Origin of the sequence: Williamsia herbipolensis, from assembly GCF_036153515.1 — a bacterium.
In the GTDB taxonomy this organism is placed as follows: Bacteria; Actinomycetota; Actinomycetes; order Mycobacteriales; family Mycobacteriaceae; genus Williamsia_A; species Williamsia_A herbipolensis.
On the sequence record NZ_CP108021.1, the window covers coordinates 880,394 to 901,750 of the forward strand.

The window sequence follows — 21,357 nt, forward strand, 5'->3', positions numbered from 1 at the left end:
CGCCAACCGGAGTCGGCCCTCAGGCGGGGTGGGCTCGGGCCGCAGGTGTCAGCGGGTCGACCGACCGGGGTCGTCGTCGCTGGTGGACGGCCCGCCACTGCGACCGTCCGGTCGTATCCGGGTCGGGTCGGCGCCGTTGTCGAGGGCGTCCCACAGCATGCGCTCGGTGAGATCGTCGTCCGGTCCGTCGGCCGCCGCGGGTATCTGCGTACCGGGTGTCTCCGCGGGGTCGGCGGTCCGGTCGCGGTCGGCGAACACCTTCTCCTCGAGTTCGGCGCGACGTGCGGCGGGCGAGCGGTACTTCGACGACATCGGCGCCGCGCCCCGCGCCCCCCGCAGCAGGACCACCGCGGCCGCCACGGCGAGCAACCCACCGATGAACACGACGATCGCCGCCTGGTCGTGGGTGTCGACCGACACCACCTGGTAGCGGCCGGGCACGTCGACGGCCTTGGCGGCGTAGGCGCCCGGGTTGTCGCCGGTGAGCAGCGAGATGGCGGGCAGCACCCCGAGTATGCCGATGAGGGCGACGATGAGTGCCGTGATCCGCAGCGCCCAGCCGCGCAACGACACCGCCGCCGCGATCGCCGCGACGAGCACGATGGCCACCGGCGTGAGCCAGGGACTCCAGTCGGATCCGTGGACGGTGAAACCGCGTTCGGGACCGAGTCCGTCGCTGGTGGACAGCGACGCCCACGTCAGTCGCGAGGCGGCCCACAGCGCCGCGGCCGCGGCGGCCAACAGGATCGACGCGGTGGTCAGCGTCCGGCGGCGATGCGCACGTTCGGCGGCCGCGACGTCGACGGTGCCGGACCCGGCACGCGGGTCGGGCTCGTCGGTCGGCTGCCGGTCTGGGGTGTGGGGCTGGTCGGGCGTCTCGGTCATGACGTGTGGTCGTGCTCCTCGCTGGTGGTCGTCGGGTCGGGGCCGGCGCCCGGTTCGTCGGTCGAAGCGCCGTCGACGCGACGCATGGTCTGCGCCGCGGCGACCGCGGAGAGCACGGTGCGTGCCTTGTTGCGCGCTTCGTTGAACTCGTAGACGGGGTCGCTGTCGGCGACCACACCGCCGCCCGCCTGCACGTACGCGGTGCCGTCCGCCATCACCGCGGTACGGATGGCGATCGCGGTGTCGGCGTCGCCGGCGAAATCGAGGTATCCCACGATCCCGCCGTAGAGGCCTCGTCGGGTCTGCTCGTGTTCGTCGATCAGCTCCATCGCCCGCACCTTGGGCGCGCCGGTCAGGGTCCCCGCAGGGAAGCACGCCGACACCGCGTCGAGGGCGGTGGCGTCCTCGCGCAGACGTCCGGTCACCGTCGACACCAGATGCATCACGTGGCTGTAGCGCTCGATGTGCCGGTAGTCGTGCACCGTGACCGTTCCCGGCTCACACACCCGGCCCAGGTCGTTGCGTCCGAGGTCGACGAGCATGAGGTGCTCGGAGTTCTCCTTCTCGTCGGCGAGGAGGTCCTTGGCCAGCAGCACGTCCTCCTCCTCGGTCGCACCGCGCCACCGGGTACCCGCGATCGGATGTGTGGTTGCGACCTGGTCGTGGACGGTCACCAGCGCCTCGGGGCTCGACCCGACGACGGTGAACGGATCGCGTCCGCCGTGCTCGGCGCCGATACCGGGGACCCGCAGGAGGTACATGTACGGACTCGGGTTCGATGCGCGCAGCACCCGGTAGACGTCGATGGGATCGGCGTCGGTGGTCATCTCGAACCGCATCGACGGCACCACCTGGAAGGCCTCACCCGCCTCGATCTCGCCGACCAGGGCGGTGACGACGGTGCCGTACTCCTCCTGGGTTCGTTGGCTGCGGTACTCCGGGTCGGGCGTGGCGAAGGTCGACACGGTCGACGGTGTCGGTGCCGCCAGGTCCGCGGTCATGCGGTCGAGGCGCACGACGGCGTCGTCGTAGGCGGCGTCGACGCGGTCGTCGGAGCCGTCGAAGTTGATGGCGTTGGCGATGAGGGTGATCGCGCCCTCGTGATGGTCGACGGCCGCGATGTCGGCGGCGAGCAACATCATCATCTCCGGCAGGTGCAGGTCGTCGATCGTGGTGTCGGGCAGCTTCTCGAGTCGCCGGACCGCGTCGTAGGCCAGATATCCGACGAAACCGCCGGTGAGGGGAGGCATACCGGGCAGCCGGTCGGTGGCGAGCAACCGCAGCGACTCCGCGAGTGCCACCAGCGGATCGCCGTCGAGGGGCGCGCCGTCGGGGACCGTGCCCCACCAGTGCGCCTGACCGTCGACGACGGTCAGCGCCGCCGGTGAATTGACGCCGATGAACGACCACCGCGACCACGAACGACCGTTCTCGGCCGACTCCAGCAGGAAGGTGCCGGGCCGGTCACCGGCGAGCTTGCGGTAGGCCGACAACGGCGTCTCGGAATCGGCGAGGACCTTGCGGGTCACGGGGACGACGCGATGATCACGCGCGAGTTCGACGAACACCTCGCGCGGGGTGGTCCCGTCGGTCGGGTGACGTCGCGAGATCGGGCGGGTCGAGGTGGGCACGCCCTATTGTCCCAGCGGTTCCCCGCCGACGCCCCAGTGGGACCGGGGGACCTCGGTGATGGTGACCCACACCGAGTCGGGATCCTTGCCGGTGGCCTTGGCGTAGGCCTCGGTGACCGCGGCGATGGTCTCGCGCTTCACGCGGTCACTGGATCCGGGGGTCTGCGAGATCTGGATGAGGGGCATCAGGGGCCTTTCACGTCGAGTGCGCGCGACGGGTCGAAACAACTGTGCGTCCCGGTGTGACAGGCGGGACCGGTCTGGTCGACGATCACCAGCAGGGCGTCACCGTCACAGTCCAGCCGCACTTCGTGCACGGCCTGGACGTGTCCGCTGGTCTCCCCCTTCACCCAGTATTCCCGGCGTGAGCGCGACCAGTAGGTGGCCCGACCGGTGGCCAGCGTCCGCGCCAGCGCCTCGGCGTCCATCCAGGCGAGCATCAGCACCTCGCCGGTGGAACGCTCCTGCACCACCGCGGCGACCAGACCGTCGTCGGTGCGGCGCAACCGCTGTTCTATGGCCGGGTCGAGGCCGCTCACCGGACGATCACCCCGTCACGGCGCATCGCGTCCTTGACCTCGCCGATCCGCAGCTCGCCGAAGTGGAAGACCGAGGCGGCCAACACCGCATCGGCGCCCGCGCGGACCGCGGGTGTGAAGTGCTCGACACGTCCGGCACCGCCGCTGGCGATCACCGGGACGGTGACGGCGGCACGGACCGCACCGATCATCGTCAGATCGAAACCGTTCTTGGTGCCGTCGGCGTCCATCGAGTTGAGCAGGATCTCCCCCACGCCCAGATCCTGTCCGCGACGGGCCCACTCGACCGCGTCGATGCCGGTCCCGCGGCGACCGCCGTGGGTGGTGACCTCCCACCCCGACGGTGTCGGGGCCGCTCCGTCGGGGACGGTGCGCGCGTCGACCGACAGCACGATGCACTGCGACCCGAAGTGGCGACTCATCTCCTCGAGCACCTCCGGGCGCGCGATGGCCGCGGTGTTGACGCCGACCTTGTCCGCACCCGCCCGCAGCAACGTGTCGACGTCGGCGACGGTGCGCACACCACCACCGACGGTGAGCGGGATGAACACCTGATCGGCGGTGCGACGGACGACGTCGAGCATCGTCGACCGGCCCGAACTCGAGGCGGTGACGTCGAGGAAGGTCAGTTCGTCGGCGCCCGCCGCGTCGTAGGCCGCGGCGAGTTCGACCGGGTCGCCGGCGTCACGCAGGTCGACGAAGTTGACTCCCTTGACCACCCGGCCGGCGTCGACGTCGAGACACGGGATGACCCGCACGGCGACGGTCATGACCGACCCTCCGGCGGGCCGACTTCGGCGATGATCGACGCCAGCTCGGCGTGCACCCCCGGTGCGCCGACCAGCATCGACGGCGACGACACCGTCCACGGCGCCCCGGCGAGGTCGGTGACCTCTCCCCCGGCGGCCAGGACGAGAGCGGCACCGGCCGCGTTGTCCCAGGCGTGGTGTCCGAAACACACTGCGCCACCGATGTTCCCGGCCGCGCACAGCGCCATGTCGATGCCCGTGCTGCCGAGCAGGCGCAGCCGCGACACCCGTCGGGAGAGCTGCCCGAGGATGTCGACCCGCCACTGTCCGGGGTACCGGCCGCGACTGTCGACGTTGAACGCGCCGAACGCGATCATCGAGTCCTCGAGGCGGGTGGTGCGCAGCGGCGGGAGCTCCTCGCCGTTGCAGACCACCGGCCCGTCGACGAACGCGGCGTAGCGGCGGTCGAACAGCGGGAGCCAGGTGAGGCCGAGCACCGGCGCACCGTCGTGCAGCAGGGCCACGAGGGTGCCGGCGAGAGGCAGACCGGCCGAGTAGTTGGCGGTGCCGTCGATCGGGTCGACCACCCACACCGTCCCCGAGGTGACGTCGGGTCCGCCGTATTCCTCACCGTGGACCGCGATCCCGGTGGCGTCGGACAGCCTCGCCGAGAGCAGTCGTTCCAGTTCGAGGTCGAGTTCGGTCGCGAAGTCGTTGCCGCCCTTGTCGACCGCGCTCGGCGCGCCGAGCCCCTCGACGAACCGCGGCGTGATCTCGTCGAGCAGGTCCGCGGCGATCGACAGCAGCCGCGGCGGGTCGAGATCGGCGGGCAGGGTCCCGACGACGGTCGAGGCCATCACCGCCCGGCCACTGCGGCCAGCGCCTCGGGCAGCGTGAACCGCCCGGCGTAGAGCGCCTTCCCGATGATCGCGCCCTCGACACCGCGGTCGACCAGCGTCGCGATGGCGGTGAGGTCGGCGACGGCCGACACCCCGCCCGACGCGACCACCGGCGCGGAAGCGGCGTCGGCGACCTGCCCGAGGAGCTCGAGATTCGGCCCGGTGAGCGTGCCGTCCTTGCTCACGTCGGTGACGACGTAGCGGCTGCACCCGTCGCGTTCGAGACGCTCGAGGACCTCCCAGAGGTCACCGCCGTCGGAGACCCAGCCGCGTCCACGCAGCCGCCAGCCACGGTCCTCGTGAACCGCGTCGAGCCCGATGGCGACACGATCGCCGTACTCCCCGACGACCCGTGCGCACCAGTCCGGGTCCTCGAGCGCCGCGGTGCCGATGTTGACGCGGGTACAGCCGGTGGCCAGCGCCGCGCGCAGCGAGTCGTCGTCGCGGATCCCACCCGAGAGTTCGACCTTCACGTCGAGTTCGCCCACGACCGCCGCGAGGAGTTCGCGGTTGTCGCCGCGACCGAACGCGGCGTCGAGGTCGACCAGATGGATCCACTCGGCGCCGTCACGCTGCCAGGCCATCGCGGCCTCGCGCGGCGACCCGTAGGACGTCTCCGACCCCGCCGCCCCCTGGACGAGCCGGACGGCCTGACCGTCGGCGACGTCGACCGCGGGGAGGAGTTCGAGCGTGGACGGCATCTGGTGGGGCCTTTCGTCGGGAGTGACCGCGGGACGCGGGGTCTCAGTGGTCGTCATCGGCGGGCGACGACGGTGAGGTGGGGGTCTGGGGTGGTGCTGGGTGCGGGTCGGACTCGAGGGAGCGGGCGGCTGCATCGACCATCCGGTTGGCCACCACGCCCATCACGGCGATGGCGACCGCGACGGCCAGGAGCGCGACGACCAACGCGGCGGGCGCCGACACCCGTGTCACCCCGTAGATGACGGGCACCGAGACGACCAACACCGACGTTCCGGCGCCGAGCACCGCGAGCGCGAGTCGCGCGTAGGAGAACGGGCGGGGGGCCGGTCGATCCCGGTCGGTGCTCACAACGACCGGACCCAGTTCTCGAGCAGCTGCGCGCCCGCGTCCCCCGATTTCTCGGGGTGGAACTGGGTGGCCGACAACGGTCCGTTCTCGACCGCGGCGAGGAACGGTCCGCCGTGTTCGGCCCAGGTGGTGATCGCCGGCGCGAGGCGCGAACCGTCGCTGTCGAGGTCCCATGACTGCGCCGCGTAGGAGTGCACGAAGTAGAAGCGCGTGTCGGCGTCGAGGCCGTCGAACAGGACCGACCCGGCACCGGCCTCGACGGTGTTCCACCCCATGTGCGGCAGCACCGGAGCGGGGAGTTGCGTGACGGCGCCGGGCCATTCACCGCAGCCCGCGGCCTGCACACCGAACTCGACGCCTTCGTCGAACAGGATCTGCATGCCGACACAGATGCCGAGCACCGGACGTCCACCGGCCAACCGCTGATCGATGATCCGGTCGCCGCGGGCGGCGGTGAGACCCGCCATGCACGCGGCGAAGGCACCGACCCCGGGTACGACGAGACCGTCGCACTCGGTGGCCACCTCACGGTCGGCGGTGACGGTGACCTCCGCGCCGGTGCGCTCGAGCGCCCGCTGCGCGGACCGGAGGTTGCCCGACCCGTAGTCGAGGATCGTGACGCGGGGACTCATGAGCGCCGCCGCATCTAGAGCGCACCCTTGGTCGACGGCACTCCCGTGGCGCGGGGGTCCGGCTCGGAGGCGGCGCGCAACGCTCGCGCGACCGCCTTGTACTGCGCCTCGGTGATGTGGTGCTGATCGCGTCCGTAGAGCACCCGGACGTGCAGGGCGATGCGCGCGTTCGTGGCCAGCGTCTCGAACACGTGACGGTTGATCACGGTGTTGTAGGCGACACCGGGGTTGCCGCCGATCACCGAGGTCAGCAGGTGCTCGGGTTCTCCGGTGTGCACGAAGTAGGGCCGCCCCGACAGGTCGACGGCGGCGTGGGCCAGCGCCTCGTCCATCGGGATCCACGCGTCGCCGAACCGCCGGATGCCGCGCTTGTCACCGAGCGCGAGATCGATGGCCTGCCCGAGCACGATCGCGGTGTCCTCGACGGTGTGGTGCGATTCGATGTCGACGTCGCCGGTCGCGGTGACGGTGAGATCGAAGCTGCCGTGGGCGCCGAACGCCGTCAGCATGTGGTCGTAGAAGGCCACGCCGGTCGAGATGTTCGTCTTCCCGGTTCCGTCGAGGTCGATCTCGACGGCCACCGAGGACTCGCGGGTGACGCGCTCGACGCGGGCACTCCGCCGTGCGGCGCCGGGATCGGTGGCGGTGTCGGTCATCGCAGTACTCCGTCGGTTCGGGGGTCGGATGCGAGCAGGCCGTCGGCGGCCACCTCGGCGGCGGCGCGCAGGAACGCGTCGTTCTCGGCGGCCAGCCCGATGGTGGCACGCAGGTGTCCGGGGATACGCAGGTCGCGGATCAACACGCCGCGGTCGAGGAACCGCTGCCATGCGATCGCCGCGTCGGTGAGATGTCCGAACAGGACGAAGTTGGCGTCGGAATCGACGACGGAGTAGCCGAGCGCGGTCAGTTCGGCCACCACGCGACCGCGTTCGGCGACGATAGCCGCGACGGTCGCCAAGGTGTCGTCGGCGTGACGCAGGGCCGCCCGCGCGGCGGCCTGGGTGACGACCGAGAGGTGATACGGCAACCGCACCAACAAAAGCGATTCGACGAGTGCCGGGGAGGCCACGAGGTAGCCGAGGCGGCCGCCGGCGAAAGCGAACGCCTTGCTCATGGTCCGGGTCACCACGAGGCGGTCGCCGAACTCGTCGAGGAGCGCGATCGCGCTCGGGCGGTCGGAGAACTCCCCGTAGGCCTCGTCGACGATGACGATGCCCGGCGCCACCGACACGACCGCCCGGATGTCGTCGAGCGACAGCGACTGTCCGGTCGGGTTGTTCGGCGAGGTGAGGAACACGACGTCGGGTGCGCGACGCCCGATCTCGGCCACCGCGGCGGTGACGTCGAGGGTGAAATCGGCCTCGCGCAGCATCTCCACCCAGGTGGTGTCGGTGCCGCCGGTGATGATCGAGTGCATCGAGTACGACGGCACGAAGCCGATCGCGGTGCGGCCGGGACCGCCGTAGGCCTGCAGCAGCTGCTGCAGGATCTCGTTGGATCCGTTTGCCGCCCAGAGGTTCTCGACACCGAGTTCGACACCGGTGCGGCCGGTGAGGTAACGGGCGAGATCGGCGCGCAGCGCGACGGCGTCGCGGTCGGGGTAACGGTGCAGCACCGTCGCCGCCTGCCGCACCGATTCGGCGACGTCGTCGACGAGGGCCCGCGACGGCGGGTGCGGGTTCTCGTTCGTGTTCAGCGCGACGGGCACGTCGAGTTGCGGTGCGCCGTAGGCGTGTTGCCCGCGCAACGCCTCCCGCAACGGCAGGTCGGCGAGGGTGAACCGCGCTCCGGGGGCGCTCACACCGGACTCCCCGACGCCGGGACGTCGACGAAGCGCGCGGTGACCGCGTCGCCGTGGGCGGGGAGGTCCTCGGCCTGGGCGAGCGCGACGACGTGGGGGGCCACCTCGGCGAGTGCGGCGCGGTCGTAGTCGACGATGTGGACCCCGCGCAGGAACGTCTGCACCGACAGCCCGGAGCTGTGCCGGGCCGAACCCGAGGTCGGGAGAACGTGATTGGAGCCCGCGCAGTAGTCGCCGAGGCTCACCGGTGAGTACCGGCCGACGAAGATCGCACCGGCGTTGCGGACGCGGTCGGCCACCACGGGGGCGTCGGCGGTCTGGATCTCGAGGTGCTCGGCGGCGTAGGCGTCGACCACCGCGATCCCGTGGTCGATGTCGTCGACGAGCACGATGCCCGACTGCGCGCCCGACAGGGCCGTGCGCACACGTTCGGTGTGCCGGGTGGTCTCGACCTGCGCGGCCACCTCGGCGTCGACGCGGTCGGCGAGGTCGACGCTGTCGGTGACCAGCACCGAGGCGGCCAGGACGTCGTGTTCGGCCTGGCTGATGAGGTCGGCGGCGACGGCGGTGGCATCGGCGTCACCGTCGGCGAGGATCGCGATCTCGGTGGGTCCGGCCTCGGAGTCGATGCCGACGACGCTGCGGCACAGGCGCTTCGCCGCGGTCACGTAGATGTTGCCCGGCCCGGTGATGAGGTCGACGGGCGCCAGCTCGGCCCCGGCGGAGTTCTCGGTGGCCCCGATGTCGGTGCCACCGTAGGTGAGGAGTGCGACGGCCTGGGCGCCGCCGACGGCCCACACCTCGTCGATCCCGAGCAGCGCGCACGCGGCGAGGATCGTGGGGTGCGGCCATCCGCCGTGGGCGGCCTGCGGGGGCGAGGCGACGACGAGTGACGCGACACCGGCCTCCTGTGCGGGGACCACGTTCATGATGACGCTCGACGGGTAGACGGCGTTGCCGCCGGGGACGTAGAGCCCCACCCGGGCGACCGGGATCCACTTCTCGGTGACCGAGCCGCCGGGGACCACCTCGGTCCGCGTGGTCGACCGACGCTGGTCGGCGTGCACGATCCGTGCGCGTCGGATCGACTCCTCCAGTGCGGTCCGCACGGTCGGGTCGACCGCTCCGAGGGCCTGCTCGAGCACCTGCGCGGGCACCCGCACCGACGGCGGCGTCACACCATCGAACCGCGCACCGAAGTCCAGTGCCGCCCGGACACCGTCGTCGCGGACCGCGGCCACGACCGGCGCGACCGTGGCGAGCACCGACTCGATGTCGGTGCCCCCGCGCGGGAGCGCTCGCCGGAGTTCCGCCGCGGTGTGCGCACGGCCACGGAGGTCGGTTCGGGACAACATTGCGCGGGACTCCTGCGGGTCGGGTGCGGGCTGGTCGGGTCTGGCGACGGTCGGGGCTGCCACCTGGCGTGGTCCTGTCAAGGATATGGGGTCCGGCCAGCCGTTTTCGACGCCGGGTACCCGCCGTGAGACGACGACGTCGGCCGCCGGTCACCACCGTGAGGGTGGCGACCGACGGCCGACGGGGGTCGATCTCGGGTCACGTCGTGACCCGGTTCACAGCGATCAGGCAGACGCCAGGGTCGCGGTGTCGATCACGAAGCGGTAGCGCACGTCGGAGGAGACGGCGCGGTCGTAGGCCTCGTTGACCTGATCGGCCGAGATGGTCTCGATCTCGGCGGCGATCTCGTGCTCGGCGCAGAAGTCGAGCATCTCCTGGGTCAGCGCGATGCCGCCGACCATGGACCCCGACAGCGAACGACGGTTGGTGAGCAGCGCGAACGCCGCGACCTGCAGCGGGTTCTCCGGCACACCGAGCTCGACCAGCGCGCCGTCGATGGCGAGCAGCCCGATGTAGTCGTCGAGCGGGAGGTTGACCGACACCGTGTTCAGGATGAGGTCGAACTGGCCGGCCAGATCCTTGAACAGCTGCTTGTTGTCCTTGGTGGCGTAGTAGTGGTCGGCACCGAAGCGCTTGCCGTCCTCTTCCTTGCTGGTGGTCTGGCTGAGCACCGTGACCTCGGCGCCGAGCGCGTGGGCGATCTTCACGCCGACGTGTCCGAGACCGCCCATGCCGATGATGGCGACCTTCTTGCCCGGACCCGCGCCCCACTTCTTCAGCGGTGCGTAGAGCGTGATGCCGGCGCAGAGCAGCGGCGCGGCGACGTCGAGCTCGATGCCCTCCGGGATCTTCAGGACGAACTTCTCGGTGACGACGACCGACTGCGAGTACCCGCCGTGGGTGAACTCACCCTCGTAGGTCTTCGAGTTGTAGGTCTGGACGACACCCTTCTCGCAGTACTGCTCGTCGCCGTTCTTGCAGGGCGCGCACTCGCCGCAGGAGTCGACGAAGCAGCCGACGCCGACGCGGTCGCCGACGTTGTGCAGGGTGACCTCGGAGCCGACCTCGGCGACGACGCCCGCGATCTCGTGGCCGGGGACGACCGGGTACTTGGTGCCCTTCCACTCATTGCGCGCGGTGTGGATGTCGGAGTGGCAGATGCCGGCGAACTTGATGTCGATACGGACATCCTTGGGTCCCAGTTCGCGTCGTTCGATGGTCGAGATGGTGAGCGGGTCGGTCGCGCTGGTGGCGATAACGGCGTTCACAGTTGGCACAGAAATCGTGTCCTTTCGGGCCTTGCGGAGCGCGCTGTTCAGCGCGCCGGGACACACGTGCCAACAGAGACGTCGACCCTTTTATGCCCGCATGCGCATAAAAGGATCGACGTGTGCCCGCTCCGTCGGGATTGTCGCGCTCTACAGATCGAGTCCGAGATCGAGCACCGTGACCGAATGGGTCAGGGCACCGACGGCCAGGTAGTCGACACCGGTGCGGGCATAGTCACCGGCGACGTCGAGCGACAGTCCGCCGGAGCTCTCGAGCTTCGTCTGCGGCGCGCGGGTGTTGCGGCGCTGCACCGCCATCTGCGTCTCCCACAGCGCGAAGTTGTCGAGCAGGATCAGCTGCGCGTCGAGGCCGAGGGCCTCGTCGAGCTGGGTCAGCGAATCGACCTCCACTTCCACCTCGAGATGGGGTGCGGCGGCGCGTACCGCGGTCAGGGCCGCGGTGAGCGATCCCGCGGCCGCGATGTGGTTGTCCTTGATGAGCGCGGCGTCGCCGAGTCCCATCCGGTGGTTGGCCCCGCCGCCGGCGCGCACCGCGTACTTCTGCAGCGCGCGCAGACCCGGCAGCGTCTTGCGGCTGTCCCGCACCACGGTGTCGGTGTCGGCGATCTCGTCGACCCAGCGGGCCGTGGCCGTGGCGATGCCCGAGAGGTGACACAGCAGGTTCAGCGCGGTCCGCTCGGCGGTGAGCAGACCCGCCGTCGGGGCGTCGACCCGCAGGACGACGTCGCCCGGGGACACGCGCGTACCGTCGGCGACCCGATCGACCACCGAGAAGTCGTCACCGATCACCGCGTCGAACACGGCGAGCGCCACATCGAGTCCGGCGATCACCCCGGGTTGGCGGCTGGCGATGACCGCCGTCGTCCGCGCGCCGGCAGGCACCGTGGCCGCGGTGGTCACGTCCGGCCCGAACCGCAGGTCCTCGTCGAGGGCAGTGCGGATCAGTGACCGGACCTCGTCCGACGACACCCCTAAGGACTCGAAGGCATCCGGGGTGCGGGCGCCCGGCGTCATTCGCCGCCTCCTCCGGGAGTGCCGATGGCGATCATCCGCTCGACGCTGGCGCGCGCGGCGTCGGCCACCGATCGCTCGAGGTGCACCTCGTCGGTGCCGTCACGCAGGCAGCGCAGCAGCGCCTCGGGGGTGATCATCTTCATGTACTTGCAGGACGCCTTCGGGTTGACGGCCTGGAAGTCGATCTGCGGTGCGGCACGCCGCAACTGGTGGAGCATGCCGATCTCGGTGGCGACGAGGACCTCGCGGGCGCCGGAGGCGCGTGCGGTGTCGAGCATCCCGCCGGTCGAGAGGATGTGCACCCGATCCTTCGGCACCGCGCCCTCACCGGCGAGGTAGAGAGCCGATGTGGCACAACCGCACTCGGGGTGGACGTAGAGGTCGGCGTCGGGGTGCGCGTTGGCCTGGTCGGTGAGTTCGTCACCATTGATTCCGGCGTGCACGTGACACTCGCCGGCCCAGATGTGCATGTTCTCCCGGCCGGTCTCGCGCTTGACGTGCGCACCGAGGAACTGATCGGGCAGGAACAGGACGGTCTTGTCCGGGTCGATCGACGCAACGACCTCGACGGCGTTCGACGACGTGCAGCAGATGTCGGTGAGCGCCTTCACCTCGGCGGTGGTGTTGACATACGAGACCACCACCGCATCCGGGTAGTCGGCCTTCCACTCGCGCAACTCGTCGGCGGTGATCGAGTCGGCCAGCGAGCATCCGGCGCGGGCGTCCGGGATGAGGACCGTCTTCTCCGGGGCGAGGATCTTCGCGGTCTCGGCCATGAAGTGCACGCCGCAGAACACGATCGTGTCCTCCGGCGCGGACGCGGCGATCCGCGACAGGGCCAACGAGTCGCCGACGTGATCGGCCACGTCCTGGATCGCGGGCAGTTGATAGTTGTGGGCGAGCAGGGTGGCTCCGCGCAGGTCTGCGAGGCGACGGACCTCGGCGGCCCACTCCGGACCGGGATCGGCGGTCGCATCGACGACGGGGACGGCGGGTGCAGCAGCGGTCATGACCGCTCTCCTTCTGGGACGACGATCTCGAACGCGGGCCGGCGTCGAGTGGTTTTCGACTACAAGTCGAAAACCCGATCCCAATGTAGCACCCACCCCCGTGCGGACCGCGCGAAGCGACCCCGGCATCGACATAGACTGTGCGCCATGGAGGCGTCGGGCATCATCCACGAGGTGCTCAGTGCCGTGTTCGCCGTGCGAACCCCGCTCGAGCAGTGCACACCGCATCTCTCGGTGCTGCTGTGGCAACGCGCACGCGATCCCCAGCAGGGCACGTGGTCGCTGCCCGGCGGCGTGCTGGGGGCCGACGAGGACCTCACGGCGTCGGCGCGTCGACAGCTGGCCGAGAAGGTCGATCTGCGCGAGGTGGCCCACATCGAGCAGCTGTCGGTGTTCTCCGCGCCCGACCGCGTTCCCGGCCCCCGCGTGATTGCCTCGACATATCTCGGTCTCGTGCGGTCGGATTCCACGGCGAACCTCCCCGACGACACCCGGTGGCATCCGGTCGACGACCTCCCGGACATGAGTTTCGACCACCGCGCGATCGTGACCCAGGCACGGAGCCGACTGGCCGCCAAGCTCTCCTACACCAACATCGCGTTCGCGCTGGCGCCGCGCGAGTTCTCGATGTCGACGCTCAGCGACATCTACTGCGCCGCGTTGGGATACCCGGTCGACGCGACGAACCTGCTGCGCATCCTCAGTCGGCGCGGGGTGGTCGGGGCCACCGGCACCACGGGACGCACGGGTCGCTCCGGTGGTCGCCCACCGGCGCTCTACCGCTTCGCCGAGAACGGGTTACGGGTCACCGACGAGTTCGCCACCCTGCGTCCGCCGGCCTGAGACGGGCACCCCGAGATCGGGCTCGCGGTCGCACAGCAGCAGCACCAGGCAGACCACGAGGGCACCGATGGGCGCGACGACGACCAGCGCCCACGACAGGTCGAGGCCGCCGAACATGTCGAGGCGCGCCGATTCGAGGCGCAGCGACGGCGCGGTCTGGAAGTAGTCGCCGACGGCGGTGTCGCCCGGTCCGGCGTGGCGGGCACCGGCGACGAGGCCACCGAGCCAGATCCCGACGCCGGCACCGGCCATGGATGCGACGGTGGCGAGGACCGCGGCTGCAGGCCCGCGCAGGCGGCGGTCCCACCAGGCGACCACGCCGCTGACGACACCGACGACGCCGCTCACGCAGGCGAACAGCGCGACGGCATCGAATCGGTGCACCGTGTCGGCGCCCAGCGACCCGGCTCGGTCGGGCCGGACGACGACACCGGTGACGCCCGGGGTGAGGAGACCCCACACAACACCGCCGAGGGCCCCGAGCACCACGATCGCGACGGCGATCGGCAGGGCACGCAGGACGAGGCCGCGGAGATCGATGAGCTCGGTGTGCGTGCGCTCGTCCACCGTCACGGGCTCCACGGGTGGGCCGGGCGTCGGGTCGGCGTGCGGTCCGACGCTCATGCGAATCCGAGGGCATGGGAGTCGACGGTGCCGTGTCGGGAGCAGCGGGCGGTCCACCCGTCGGGGACCACCTGCACGACCATGCGACGCCCGCACTGTCCGCAGTATCGCGGCGGCTCGAGTCCGAGTTGCGCTGCCGCGGGTACCTTCTCGGCGCCCGGGGTGTCGAGACGGATGCCCGTGTAGACGGCGTACGACAGCGGCTCGGTCAGCGGCGTAGCCGCACCCGGATCCCGGTCAGCGTTCACGACGGCCATCGACTGCGCTCGCCGTCAGATGCTGTCGTTGAGCGCCTTGATCGGCATCTGCAGATCGACGAGCAGGTCGAGATCGGCCTCGGCCGGGCGACCCAGGGTGGTCAGGTAGTTGCCCACGATGACGGCGTTGATGCCGCCGAGGATGCCCTGCTTGGCGCCGAGGTCACCGAGGGTGATCTCGCGGCCACCGGCGAAGCGCAGGATGGTGCGGGGCAGAGCCAGACGGAACGCCGCGACCGCACGCAGCGCGTCGGACGCGGGCAGCACGTCGAGATCACCGAACGGCGTACCCGGACGCGGGTTGAGGAAGTTCAGCGGCACCTCGTCGGGCTCGAGCGCCGCGAGATCGGCGGCGAACTCCGCGCGCTGCTCGAGCGACTCCCCCATGCCGAGGATGCCGCCGCAGCAGACCTCCATGCCGGCCTCGCGGACCATGCGCAGGGTGCCCTCGCGTTCCTCCCACGTATGGGTGGTGACGACGTTCGGGAAGTGCGACCGTGCGGTCTCGAGGTTGTGGTTGTAGCGGTGGACGCCCATCGCGGCGAGCTCGTCGACCTGCTCCTGCGTGAGCATGCCGAGGCTGCAGGCGATCTGGATGTCGACCTCGTCGCGGATGGCCTCGATGCCCGCGGCGACCTGGGCCATCAGGCGCTTGTCGGGGCCACGGACGGCGGCGACGATGCAGAACTCCGTCGCACCGGTCTTCGCGGTCTGCTTGGCCGCCTCGACCAGCGACGGGATGTCGATCCACGCGCTGCGCACCGGCGAGGTGAACAGGCCCGACTGCGAGCAGAAGTGGCAGTCCTCGGGGCACCCGCCGGTCTTCAGCGAGATGATCCCCTCGACCTCGACCTCCGGCCCGCACCACTTCATCCGCACGTCGTGGGCGAGCTGCAGCAACTCGGTCAGGCGGTCGTCGCCGAGACGGAGGACCTCGAGCACCTGATCCTGACGCAACGCCTCGCCGCCCTCGAGGACCTGGGCACGCGCCACCTCGAGGATGTCGGCGGCGTCCCGGGGGACCGCGGGAGCGGCACCGGAAGCGGTCTGGGGAACTTCTTGGCGGACAGGAGCCTGGGTCACAAGCCCTCCTCGATCACGTCGTACGGACAGCGGATGTCTGGTCAGTGTGCCCTATCCCGACACGAGTCCTGTGACCCACTCGGTGTCGAACCAGGACGGCGCCTGCGAGCAGAACTCCGGTCGCGTCATCGCGCCGGCGCCCGCGGGGACCGCCCCGGCGACCGTCACGCCGGTCAGACGCGGCAGGTCGTCGCGGTTGCAGCGGGTCGCGAGGTCGGGCTCGGCCGGCCACGACCCGATCACGATCCCGGCCGTGGTGAGGCCACGCCCGCGCAGCGCATCGACGGTGAGCTCGGTGTGGTTGAGCGTGCCCAGCCCGCCGTCGGCGACGACGACGACCGGCGCGTCCAGGGCCGTGGCGACGTCGAGCATCGTGAGGTCGGTGGCGAGGCGGACGAGCACGCCACCGGCACCCTCGACGAGCACGAGGTCGTGGCGGGCCGCCGCGTCGGCCACCGCGGCGGTGATGTCGTCGAGCGCCACCATCGGCATCCCCGCGCGGGTCGCGGCGGTCTCCGGGGCCAGCGGTTCGGGATAGCGCGCGCACTCGACGAGTGAGGTCACCCCGGCCAGTCGCCCGACCTCGGCGAGGTCGCCCGGTTCGTCGGCGCCCATACCGGTCTGCACGGGTTTGCACACCGCGACCGTCAGGCCGGCGTCCACCGCGGTGGCGGCCAGGGCTGCGGTGGCGACGGTCTTGCCGACGTCGGTCGACGTACCGGTCACCACGACGACGGTCACCGCTCACCTCGCGAGGGTGTTCCGGTCACCTCGGCGCGGGCGTCGTGGAGCACCTGCGCGACGTGGTCGATCTCGGCGTCGGTGAGGTCGGCGCGCACGGTGAGTCGGATGCGCGAGGTGCCCGGCGGCACCGACGGCGGGCGGAAACACCCGACGAGCACCCCCCGGTCGCGGCAGGCGGCCGCGACGGCCACGGCATCGGCCGGCTCACCGATGACGACCGACACGACCGCGCCGTCGGGAACGGGCGCGCCGCACCGGTCGGCGAGACGTCGGGCCGCGGCACGTACCCGATCGGGCAGCGTCGGTTCGGACCGCAGCACCTGCAGTGCGGCGGCCGCGGCACCGACGGCCCCCGGTGCGAGACCGGTGTCGAAGATGAAGCTGCGTGCGCGGTCGACGAGGTGATCGCGCACGGCCGTCGATGCGGCCACCACGCCGCCCTGCGACCCGAGCGACTTCGACAGCACGGCGGTCACCACGAGATCGGCGGCCCCGGCGAGCCCGAGTTCGTCGACCACTCCCCTCCCGCCGCGACCGCGGACGCCGAGCGCGTGCGCCTCGTCGACCACGAGCACCGCGCCGTGCGCGCGCGCGGCGTCGTGCAGTTCGGCGACCGGCGCGACGGCGCCGTCGATGCTGTAGACCGAGTCGGTCACGACCATCGCGCGGGCCTCGGTGCGTGCGGCGAGGATCTCGGCGACGGCCCGGTGGTCGCCGCGGTCGGTGACCACGACCCGGGCCCGCGACAGGCGGCATCCGTCGATGAGGGAGGCGTGCGCCCCTCCGTCGCTCACGATGAGATCTCCCCGGCCCATCAGCGAGGAGATGACGCCGACGTTGGCGAGGTATCCCGAGGAGAACACCAGCGCCGATTCGGTGCCGAGGAAATCGGCGAGATCGGCCTCGAGCGCGGTGTGCGCACCGGTGGTCCCGACCACCAGCCGCGACGCCGTCGCGCCGGCACCCCAGCGCGTGGTCGCCTCCACCGCGCCGGCGACGACACGCGGATCCGACGACAGTCCGAGATAGTCGTTCGAGGCCAGGTTCAGCGCGGCGTCGTCGGCGGCGCGGGGGGCGAGGACACGGTGCAGGCCGGCGTTCTCGCGGACCTGCGCAGCCTCGGTGAGCCAATCCAGCGCCGAGGCGGTCCGGACGGTCGGGTCGGAGATCTCGCCGGCGGTCATCGCCGATCAGCGTCTCACATCACGCGGGGGCCGACGCCGCCTCGTGGGTGTCGACGACCGCGGTGATGCCGGCGATGATCGACGCGAGGTCGGCGTCGTCGCAGATGAACGGCGGCATGGTGTAGACCAGCCGCCCGAACGGTCGCAGCCACGCCCCCGCGTCGAGGGTCGCGGTGGTCGCGGCGGCCATGTCGACGGGTTCGTGGAGTTCGACCACGCCGATCGCGCCGAGCACCCGGACGTCGGCGACACCCGGGCGGGCCCGCAGCGGCTCGAGCCCGGCGGCCAGGACGTCGTGGATGTGGGCGACCCGCGCGCGCCAGTCGCCGTCGAGCAACAACTGCACCGACGCGACCGACACGGCGCACGCGAGCGGGTTGGCCATGAAGGTCGGCCCGTGCGCCAGCACCCCCATCTCGCCCTCGCTGATCACGGTCGCGACGTCGGCGGTGCACAGCGTGGCCGCCATCGACAGGTAGCCGCCGGTGAGCGCCTTGCCCACGCACATGATGTCGGGTGCGACACCCGCGTGGTCGGCGGCGAACAGTTCACCGGTGCGACCGAACCCGGTGGCGATCTCGTCGAAGACGAGCAGCAGGCCGTGGTCGTCGCAGATGCGCCGCAGCTCGACGAGGTAGCGCGGATCGTGGAACCGCATCCCGCCCGCGCCCTGGACGACGGGCTCGACGATGATCGCCGCCAGCTCGTCGCGATGCGTCTGCACGAGACGCTCGATCTCGGCGACGTGAGCGGGATCGAAGCGCGCGGGCGGGGCGGGCGCGAACACCTGGTCGGTGAGGACACCGGTCCACTGCGCGTGCATGCCGCCGTCGGGGTCGCAGACGCTCATCGGGGTGAACGTGTCGCCGTGATACCCCCCGCGCCACGTCAGCAGCCGACGTCGGCCGGTGACGCCCTGGCCGCGCCAGTACTGCAGCGCCATCTTCACCGCGACCTCGACCGAGACCGATCCGGAGTCGCAGAAGAACACCCGCTGCAGGGGCTCGGGGGTGATGTCGACGAGCAGACGCGCCAGACGCGCCGCGGGTTCGTGGGTGAGGCCGCCGAACATCACATGCGCCATCTTCTCGATCTGGGCGCGCACCGCCGCGTCGAGCACGGGGTGGGCGTAGCCGTGGACCGCGGCCCACCAGGAGCTCATCCCGTCGACGACCGAACGGCCGTCCGCGAGGTGCAGACGGGTGCCGCGGGCGGAGTCCACCACGACCGGCGGGAACGTGGTCGCGGTCATCGAGCCGTAGGGGTGCCAGATCAGTTCGCGATCGGTCGCGACGATGGCCTGCGCGGACAGGGGCTCGGCGGTGCCGGAGACGACGGCGTGGGGTGGGTCGACGGGCATCGGTCGAGCATATCGGGCCGTTGTGCCAGGTCCGACCGGCGTGCCCGGGCGCCGCCGACATGGAATTCACGCGCGCGAAAGGTACATTGCAACGCGAAGAACAGTTGTGTGGATCGGCGAGAGAGCAGTGGGACTGACGACGTGGTGACCGCCCCGGCACGCTCTGAGGAGCGGACGCAGACCGACGTCGATCCGGCGTCGGCGTACCGCACCGACCTCGACGGGCTCCGCGGTATCGCGATCGCGCTGGTCGCCTGCTTCCACATCTGGTTCGGCCGGGTCTCCGGCGGTGTCGACGTATTCCTCACCCTCTCGGGCTACTTCTTCGTCGGTTCACTGCTCAAGCACGTGATCGTCAGTCAGAGCCCGTCGGTCTCGCTCGCGACAGCGGTCAACCCGCTGCGCCGCCTCACCCGTCTGGCCCGGCGTCTGCTGCCCGCACTGGTCACGGTGCTCCTGGTCGTCACGGTGCTCACCGTCGTCGTCCTGCCGCAGACCCGCTGGGTCGCCACCGGCCGTGAGGTGATCGCGAGCGCGCTGTACTACCAGAACTGGTTCCTGGCCTTCAATTCCCAGGACTACACCGCGGCCAGCTCGGCGAACAGCCCGCTGCAGCATCTGTGGTCGATGTCGGTGCAGGGCCAGTTCTTCGTCGTCACCATCCTCACCGCCCTGGCGTTCGCCGGTCTGCTCAAGCTGGTCTCCTCAGTGCTGCCGGCGGTGCGCCGACCCGCCGTCATCCGCGCGATCGTCGGGCTGGCGATCCTCACGGTCGCGGCCGTGTCGTTCTACTGGGCGCACATGCGGATGCCGATCAACCAGCAGTTCAACTACTACGACACGATCGCGCGGACCTGGGAGCCTCTCGCCGGCGGACTCCTCGCGGTGTGGATGCCCCGAGTGCGCGTACCGGTCTGGATCCGCAACACCGTCGCCGTCGCCGCGCTCGGGCTCATCGTCACGTGCGGGTGGTGGATCGTCGGCGTCGAGTCCTACCCCGGACCGCTGGCCCTCGTCCCCGTGCTCGCGACGCTCGCGATCATCTGGTCCGGTGCCACCGCGACCCAGCGCGGCGACCGTGTCGCGATGCCCGTCGTCAACCGCGGCCTGGCGTCGCGGTTCCCGGTGTGGCTCGGTTCGATCTCCTACGCGCTCTACCTGTGGCACTGGCCCCTGCTGATCTTCTACCTGGCCTGGCGGCAGAAGAACTCGGCGTCGTTCGTCGAGGGTGTCGTGCTGATCGCCGTGTCGATCGGGCTGGCGTGGTCGACGAAGCGATGGGTCGAGGATCCGCTGCGTGCACCGCGCTCGGCGAGCACGTCCGGTACGGGCACCGACCATCGGCCCGCCGACGGTGCGGGCACCGCCGCCTCGCTGCGCGACCCGGTGCTCGGCGGCCGGGCCCGCCACCGCCGCGCGCGCCGTGCGGTCTCCTACGCGGGCGCGCTGACCTCACTGCTCGTGGTGGGTGTGCTGGTGGCGGGGGTCGGGATCACCGCCTGGGAGCGACACGTCGACGGCATCACCGTCGACACCCGCAACCTCGACCCGACGATCTATCCCGGCGCCCGCGCGTTCCTCGAGGGCGCACCGGTCCCCCACGTCGACCCGGTACCGAAGGCCCTCGAGGTCCTCAAGGACCTGCCCGAGACGTCCTACGACGGCTTCATCAGCAACTTCACCGACCCGGAGCTGCGCGTCGGCGTCTACGGCGACCCCACCGCGACGCGCACGATCGCGCTCGCCGGCGGCTCCCACGCCGAGTACTGGATCTCCGCGCTCGATCTGCTGGGCAAGCAGTACCACTTCAAGGTCACCACCTATCTCAAGATGGGCTGTCCCCTCTCGACCGATCCCGCACCGGAGGAGAACGGCGTCCCCTATCCGCAGTGCGCCGAGTGGGTGCGCGGCACGATGCGGCGCATCATCGCCGACCGACCCGACGCCGTGTTCACCAACTCGACCCGTCCGCGCGACGGCATCGTCGGCGAGTGGGTGCCGCCGGACTACCTGGGCATCTTCGATCAGTTCAACCGCGCCGGCATCCCCGTCCTCGGCGTGCGCGACAGCGTGTGGCCGCACAACGGCAAGGGCGCCATCGACAGCCCCACCTGCCTCGCCAACGGCGGCAGCGCCAGGAGCTGCGGGACCTCCCGCTCCACGGCGTACGGGGCGGTGAACCCGACCGAGGCCGTGGTCGCGCAGTTCCCGAACCTGCACCCGATCGACCTGAGCCGGGGCTGGTGCGACGAAACCTTCTGCCCCGCGATCATCGGCAACGTCACCGTCTACCACGACTGGCACCACCTCAGCGCCACCTTCGTCCGCAGCCTGGCCCCCGAGCTCCAGCGCCAGCTGCAGGCCGTGTTCCCCTGGGCCTGAACCTCTTTCGCTCACGGCACCGTCG

23 protein-coding genes are annotated in these 21,357 nt (G+C 71.0%); 2 read left to right on the forward strand and 21 right to left on the reverse strand.

Features of this window, described 5'->3' with window-relative positions; all coding sequences use genetic code 11:
- Positions 1-48: 48 nt before the first annotated feature.
- The 15 genes from OG579_RS03980 to nadA form a co-directional block, all read right to left on the reverse strand.
- The gene (locus OG579_RS03980) at positions 49-885 is read right to left on the reverse strand and encodes a TIGR02234 family membrane protein (RefSeq protein WP_328858173.1); all 837 of its coding nucleotides are present in this window, start codon (positions 883-885) and stop codon (positions 49-51) included.
- Positions 882-2,495 carry an anthranilate synthase component I gene (locus OG579_RS03985; protein WP_328859152.1) on the reverse strand — a complete coding sequence of 538 codons (1,614 nt, stop codon included), beginning with the start codon at positions 2,493-2,495 and terminating at the stop codon, positions 882-884. The genes OG579_RS03980 and OG579_RS03985 overlap by 4 nt, the downstream gene beginning before the upstream one ends.
- Positions 2,496-2,519: 24 nt before the next feature.
- The gene (locus tag OG579_RS03990) at positions 2,520-2,702 is read right to left on the reverse strand and encodes a tautomerase family protein (protein ID WP_045823037.1); all 183 of its coding nucleotides are present in this window, start codon (positions 2,700-2,702) and stop codon (positions 2,520-2,522) included.
- The gene (gene hisI, locus OG579_RS03995; RefSeq protein ID WP_045823038.1) at positions 2,702-3,055 is read right to left on the reverse strand and encodes a phosphoribosyl-AMP cyclohydrolase; all 354 of its coding nucleotides are present in this window, start codon (positions 3,053-3,055) and stop codon (positions 2,702-2,704) included. The genes OG579_RS03990 and hisI overlap by 1 nt, the downstream gene beginning before the upstream one ends.
- Positions 3,052-3,825: an imidazole glycerol phosphate synthase subunit HisF gene (gene hisF / locus OG579_RS04000; RefSeq protein WP_328858174.1), complete on the reverse strand. Its 774-nt coding sequence runs from the start codon at positions 3,823-3,825 to the stop codon at positions 3,052-3,054. Before hisF ends, hisI begins: the two co-directional genes overlap by 4 nt.
- On the reverse strand, positions 3,822-4,661 hold the full coding sequence (locus OG579_RS04005) for an inositol monophosphatase family protein (RefSeq protein ID WP_328858175.1): 840 nt from the start codon (positions 4,659-4,661) through the stop codon (positions 3,822-3,824). The genes hisF and OG579_RS04005 overlap by 4 nt, the downstream gene beginning before the upstream one ends.
- Complete coding sequence (priA, locus tag OG579_RS04010) at positions 4,661-5,404, reverse strand: bifunctional 1-(5-phosphoribosyl)-5-((5-phosphoribosylamino)methylideneamino)imidazole-4-carboxamide isomerase/phosphoribosylanthranilate isomerase PriA (protein WP_055789761.1); 744 nt, start codon at positions 5,402-5,404, stop codon at positions 4,661-4,663. Before priA ends, OG579_RS04005 begins: the two co-directional genes overlap by 1 nt.
- Positions 5,405-5,447: 43 nt before the next feature.
- Positions 5,448-5,753: a hypothetical protein gene (locus OG579_RS04015; protein WP_328858176.1), complete on the reverse strand. Its 306-nt coding sequence runs from the start codon at positions 5,751-5,753 to the stop codon at positions 5,448-5,450.
- Positions 5,750-6,385: an imidazole glycerol phosphate synthase subunit HisH gene (gene hisH, locus OG579_RS04020; RefSeq protein ID WP_328858177.1), complete on the reverse strand. Its 636-nt coding sequence runs from the start codon at positions 6,383-6,385 to the stop codon at positions 5,750-5,752. The genes OG579_RS04015 and hisH overlap by 4 nt, the downstream gene beginning before the upstream one ends.
- A 14-nt stretch (positions 6,386-6,399) precedes the next feature.
- A complete protein-coding gene (gene hisB / locus OG579_RS04025; protein WP_045823043.1) occupies positions 6,400-7,041 on the reverse strand; it encodes an imidazoleglycerol-phosphate dehydratase HisB in 642 nt (213 codons plus the stop codon).
- Positions 7,038-8,186 carry a histidinol-phosphate transaminase gene (locus OG579_RS04030; RefSeq protein WP_328858178.1) on the reverse strand — a complete coding sequence of 383 codons (1,149 nt, stop codon included), beginning with the start codon at positions 8,184-8,186 and terminating at the stop codon, positions 7,038-7,040. The genes hisB and OG579_RS04030 overlap by 4 nt, the downstream gene beginning before the upstream one ends.
- Positions 8,183-9,541, reverse strand: a complete 1,359-nt coding sequence (gene hisD / locus OG579_RS04035; protein WP_328858179.1) for a histidinol dehydrogenase — start codon at positions 9,539-9,541, stop codon at positions 8,183-8,185. The genes OG579_RS04030 and hisD overlap by 4 nt, the downstream gene beginning before the upstream one ends.
- 225 nt (positions 9,542-9,766) lie before the next feature.
- Positions 9,767-10,819: an NAD(P)-dependent alcohol dehydrogenase gene (locus OG579_RS04040; RefSeq protein WP_328858180.1), complete on the reverse strand. Its 1,053-nt coding sequence runs from the start codon at positions 10,817-10,819 to the stop codon at positions 9,767-9,769.
- A gap of 141 nt (positions 10,820-10,960) precedes the next feature.
- Positions 10,961-11,845, reverse strand: a complete 885-nt coding sequence (nadC, locus tag OG579_RS04045; RefSeq protein ID WP_328858181.1) for a carboxylating nicotinate-nucleotide diphosphorylase — start codon at positions 11,843-11,845, stop codon at positions 10,961-10,963.
- Positions 11,842-12,855: a quinolinate synthase NadA gene (gene nadA / locus OG579_RS04050; RefSeq protein WP_328858182.1), complete on the reverse strand. Its 1,014-nt coding sequence runs from the start codon at positions 12,853-12,855 to the stop codon at positions 11,842-11,844. Before nadA ends, nadC begins: the two co-directional genes overlap by 4 nt.
- Before the next feature lie 147 nt (positions 12,856-13,002).
- On the opposite strand from nadA, the gene OG579_RS04055 reads away from it, so the two are divergent.
- On the forward strand, positions 13,003-13,698 hold the full coding sequence (locus tag OG579_RS04055; RefSeq protein ID WP_328858183.1) for an NUDIX hydrolase: 696 nt from the start codon (positions 13,003-13,005) through the stop codon (positions 13,696-13,698).
- Here OG579_RS04055 and OG579_RS04060 read toward each other — a convergent pair.
- The 6 genes from OG579_RS04060 to OG579_RS04085 are packed head-to-tail and all read right to left on the reverse strand — an operon-like array spanning position 13,654 to position 18,902.
- Positions 13,654-14,322, reverse strand: a complete 669-nt coding sequence (locus tag OG579_RS04060) for a DUF2567 domain-containing protein (RefSeq protein ID WP_328858184.1) — start codon at positions 14,320-14,322, stop codon at positions 13,654-13,656. The two genes, OG579_RS04055 and OG579_RS04060, sit on opposite strands and share 45 nt — an antisense overlap.
- A complete protein-coding gene (bsaP, locus tag OG579_RS04065) occupies positions 14,319-14,570 on the reverse strand; it encodes a biotin synthase auxiliary protein BsaP (protein ID WP_328858185.1) in 252 nt (83 codons plus the stop codon). The genes OG579_RS04060 and bsaP overlap by 4 nt, the downstream gene beginning before the upstream one ends.
- Positions 14,571-14,594: 24 nt before the next feature.
- A complete protein-coding gene (gene bioB, locus OG579_RS04070; protein WP_408068740.1) occupies positions 14,595-15,662 on the reverse strand; it encodes a biotin synthase BioB in 1,068 nt (355 codons plus the stop codon).
- Between the two features lie 51 nt (positions 15,663-15,713).
- Positions 15,714-16,403 carry a dethiobiotin synthase gene (gene bioD / locus OG579_RS04075; RefSeq protein WP_328858186.1) on the reverse strand — a complete coding sequence of 230 codons (690 nt, stop codon included), beginning with the start codon at positions 16,401-16,403 and terminating at the stop codon, positions 15,714-15,716.
- Positions 16,400-17,590, reverse strand: coding sequence for an 8-amino-7-oxononanoate synthase (locus OG579_RS04080; RefSeq protein WP_328858187.1), 1,191 nt, complete (start codon positions 17,588-17,590; stop codon positions 16,400-16,402). The genes bioD and OG579_RS04080 overlap by 4 nt, the downstream gene beginning before the upstream one ends.
- 19 nt (positions 17,591-17,609) lie before the next feature.
- Positions 17,610-18,902 carry an adenosylmethionine--8-amino-7-oxononanoate transaminase gene (locus tag OG579_RS04085; protein ID WP_408068795.1) on the reverse strand — a complete coding sequence of 431 codons (1,293 nt, stop codon included), beginning with the start codon at positions 18,900-18,902 and terminating at the stop codon, positions 17,610-17,612.
- A 189-nt stretch (positions 18,903-19,091) separates the two neighbouring features.
- Between OG579_RS04085 and OG579_RS04090 the strand changes: the two genes are divergently transcribed.
- Positions 19,092-21,332 carry an acyltransferase family protein gene (locus OG579_RS04090; protein ID WP_408068741.1) on the forward strand — a complete coding sequence of 747 codons (2,241 nt, stop codon included), beginning with the start codon at positions 19,092-19,094 and terminating at the stop codon, positions 21,330-21,332.
- Positions 21,333-21,357: the final 25 nt, after the last annotated feature.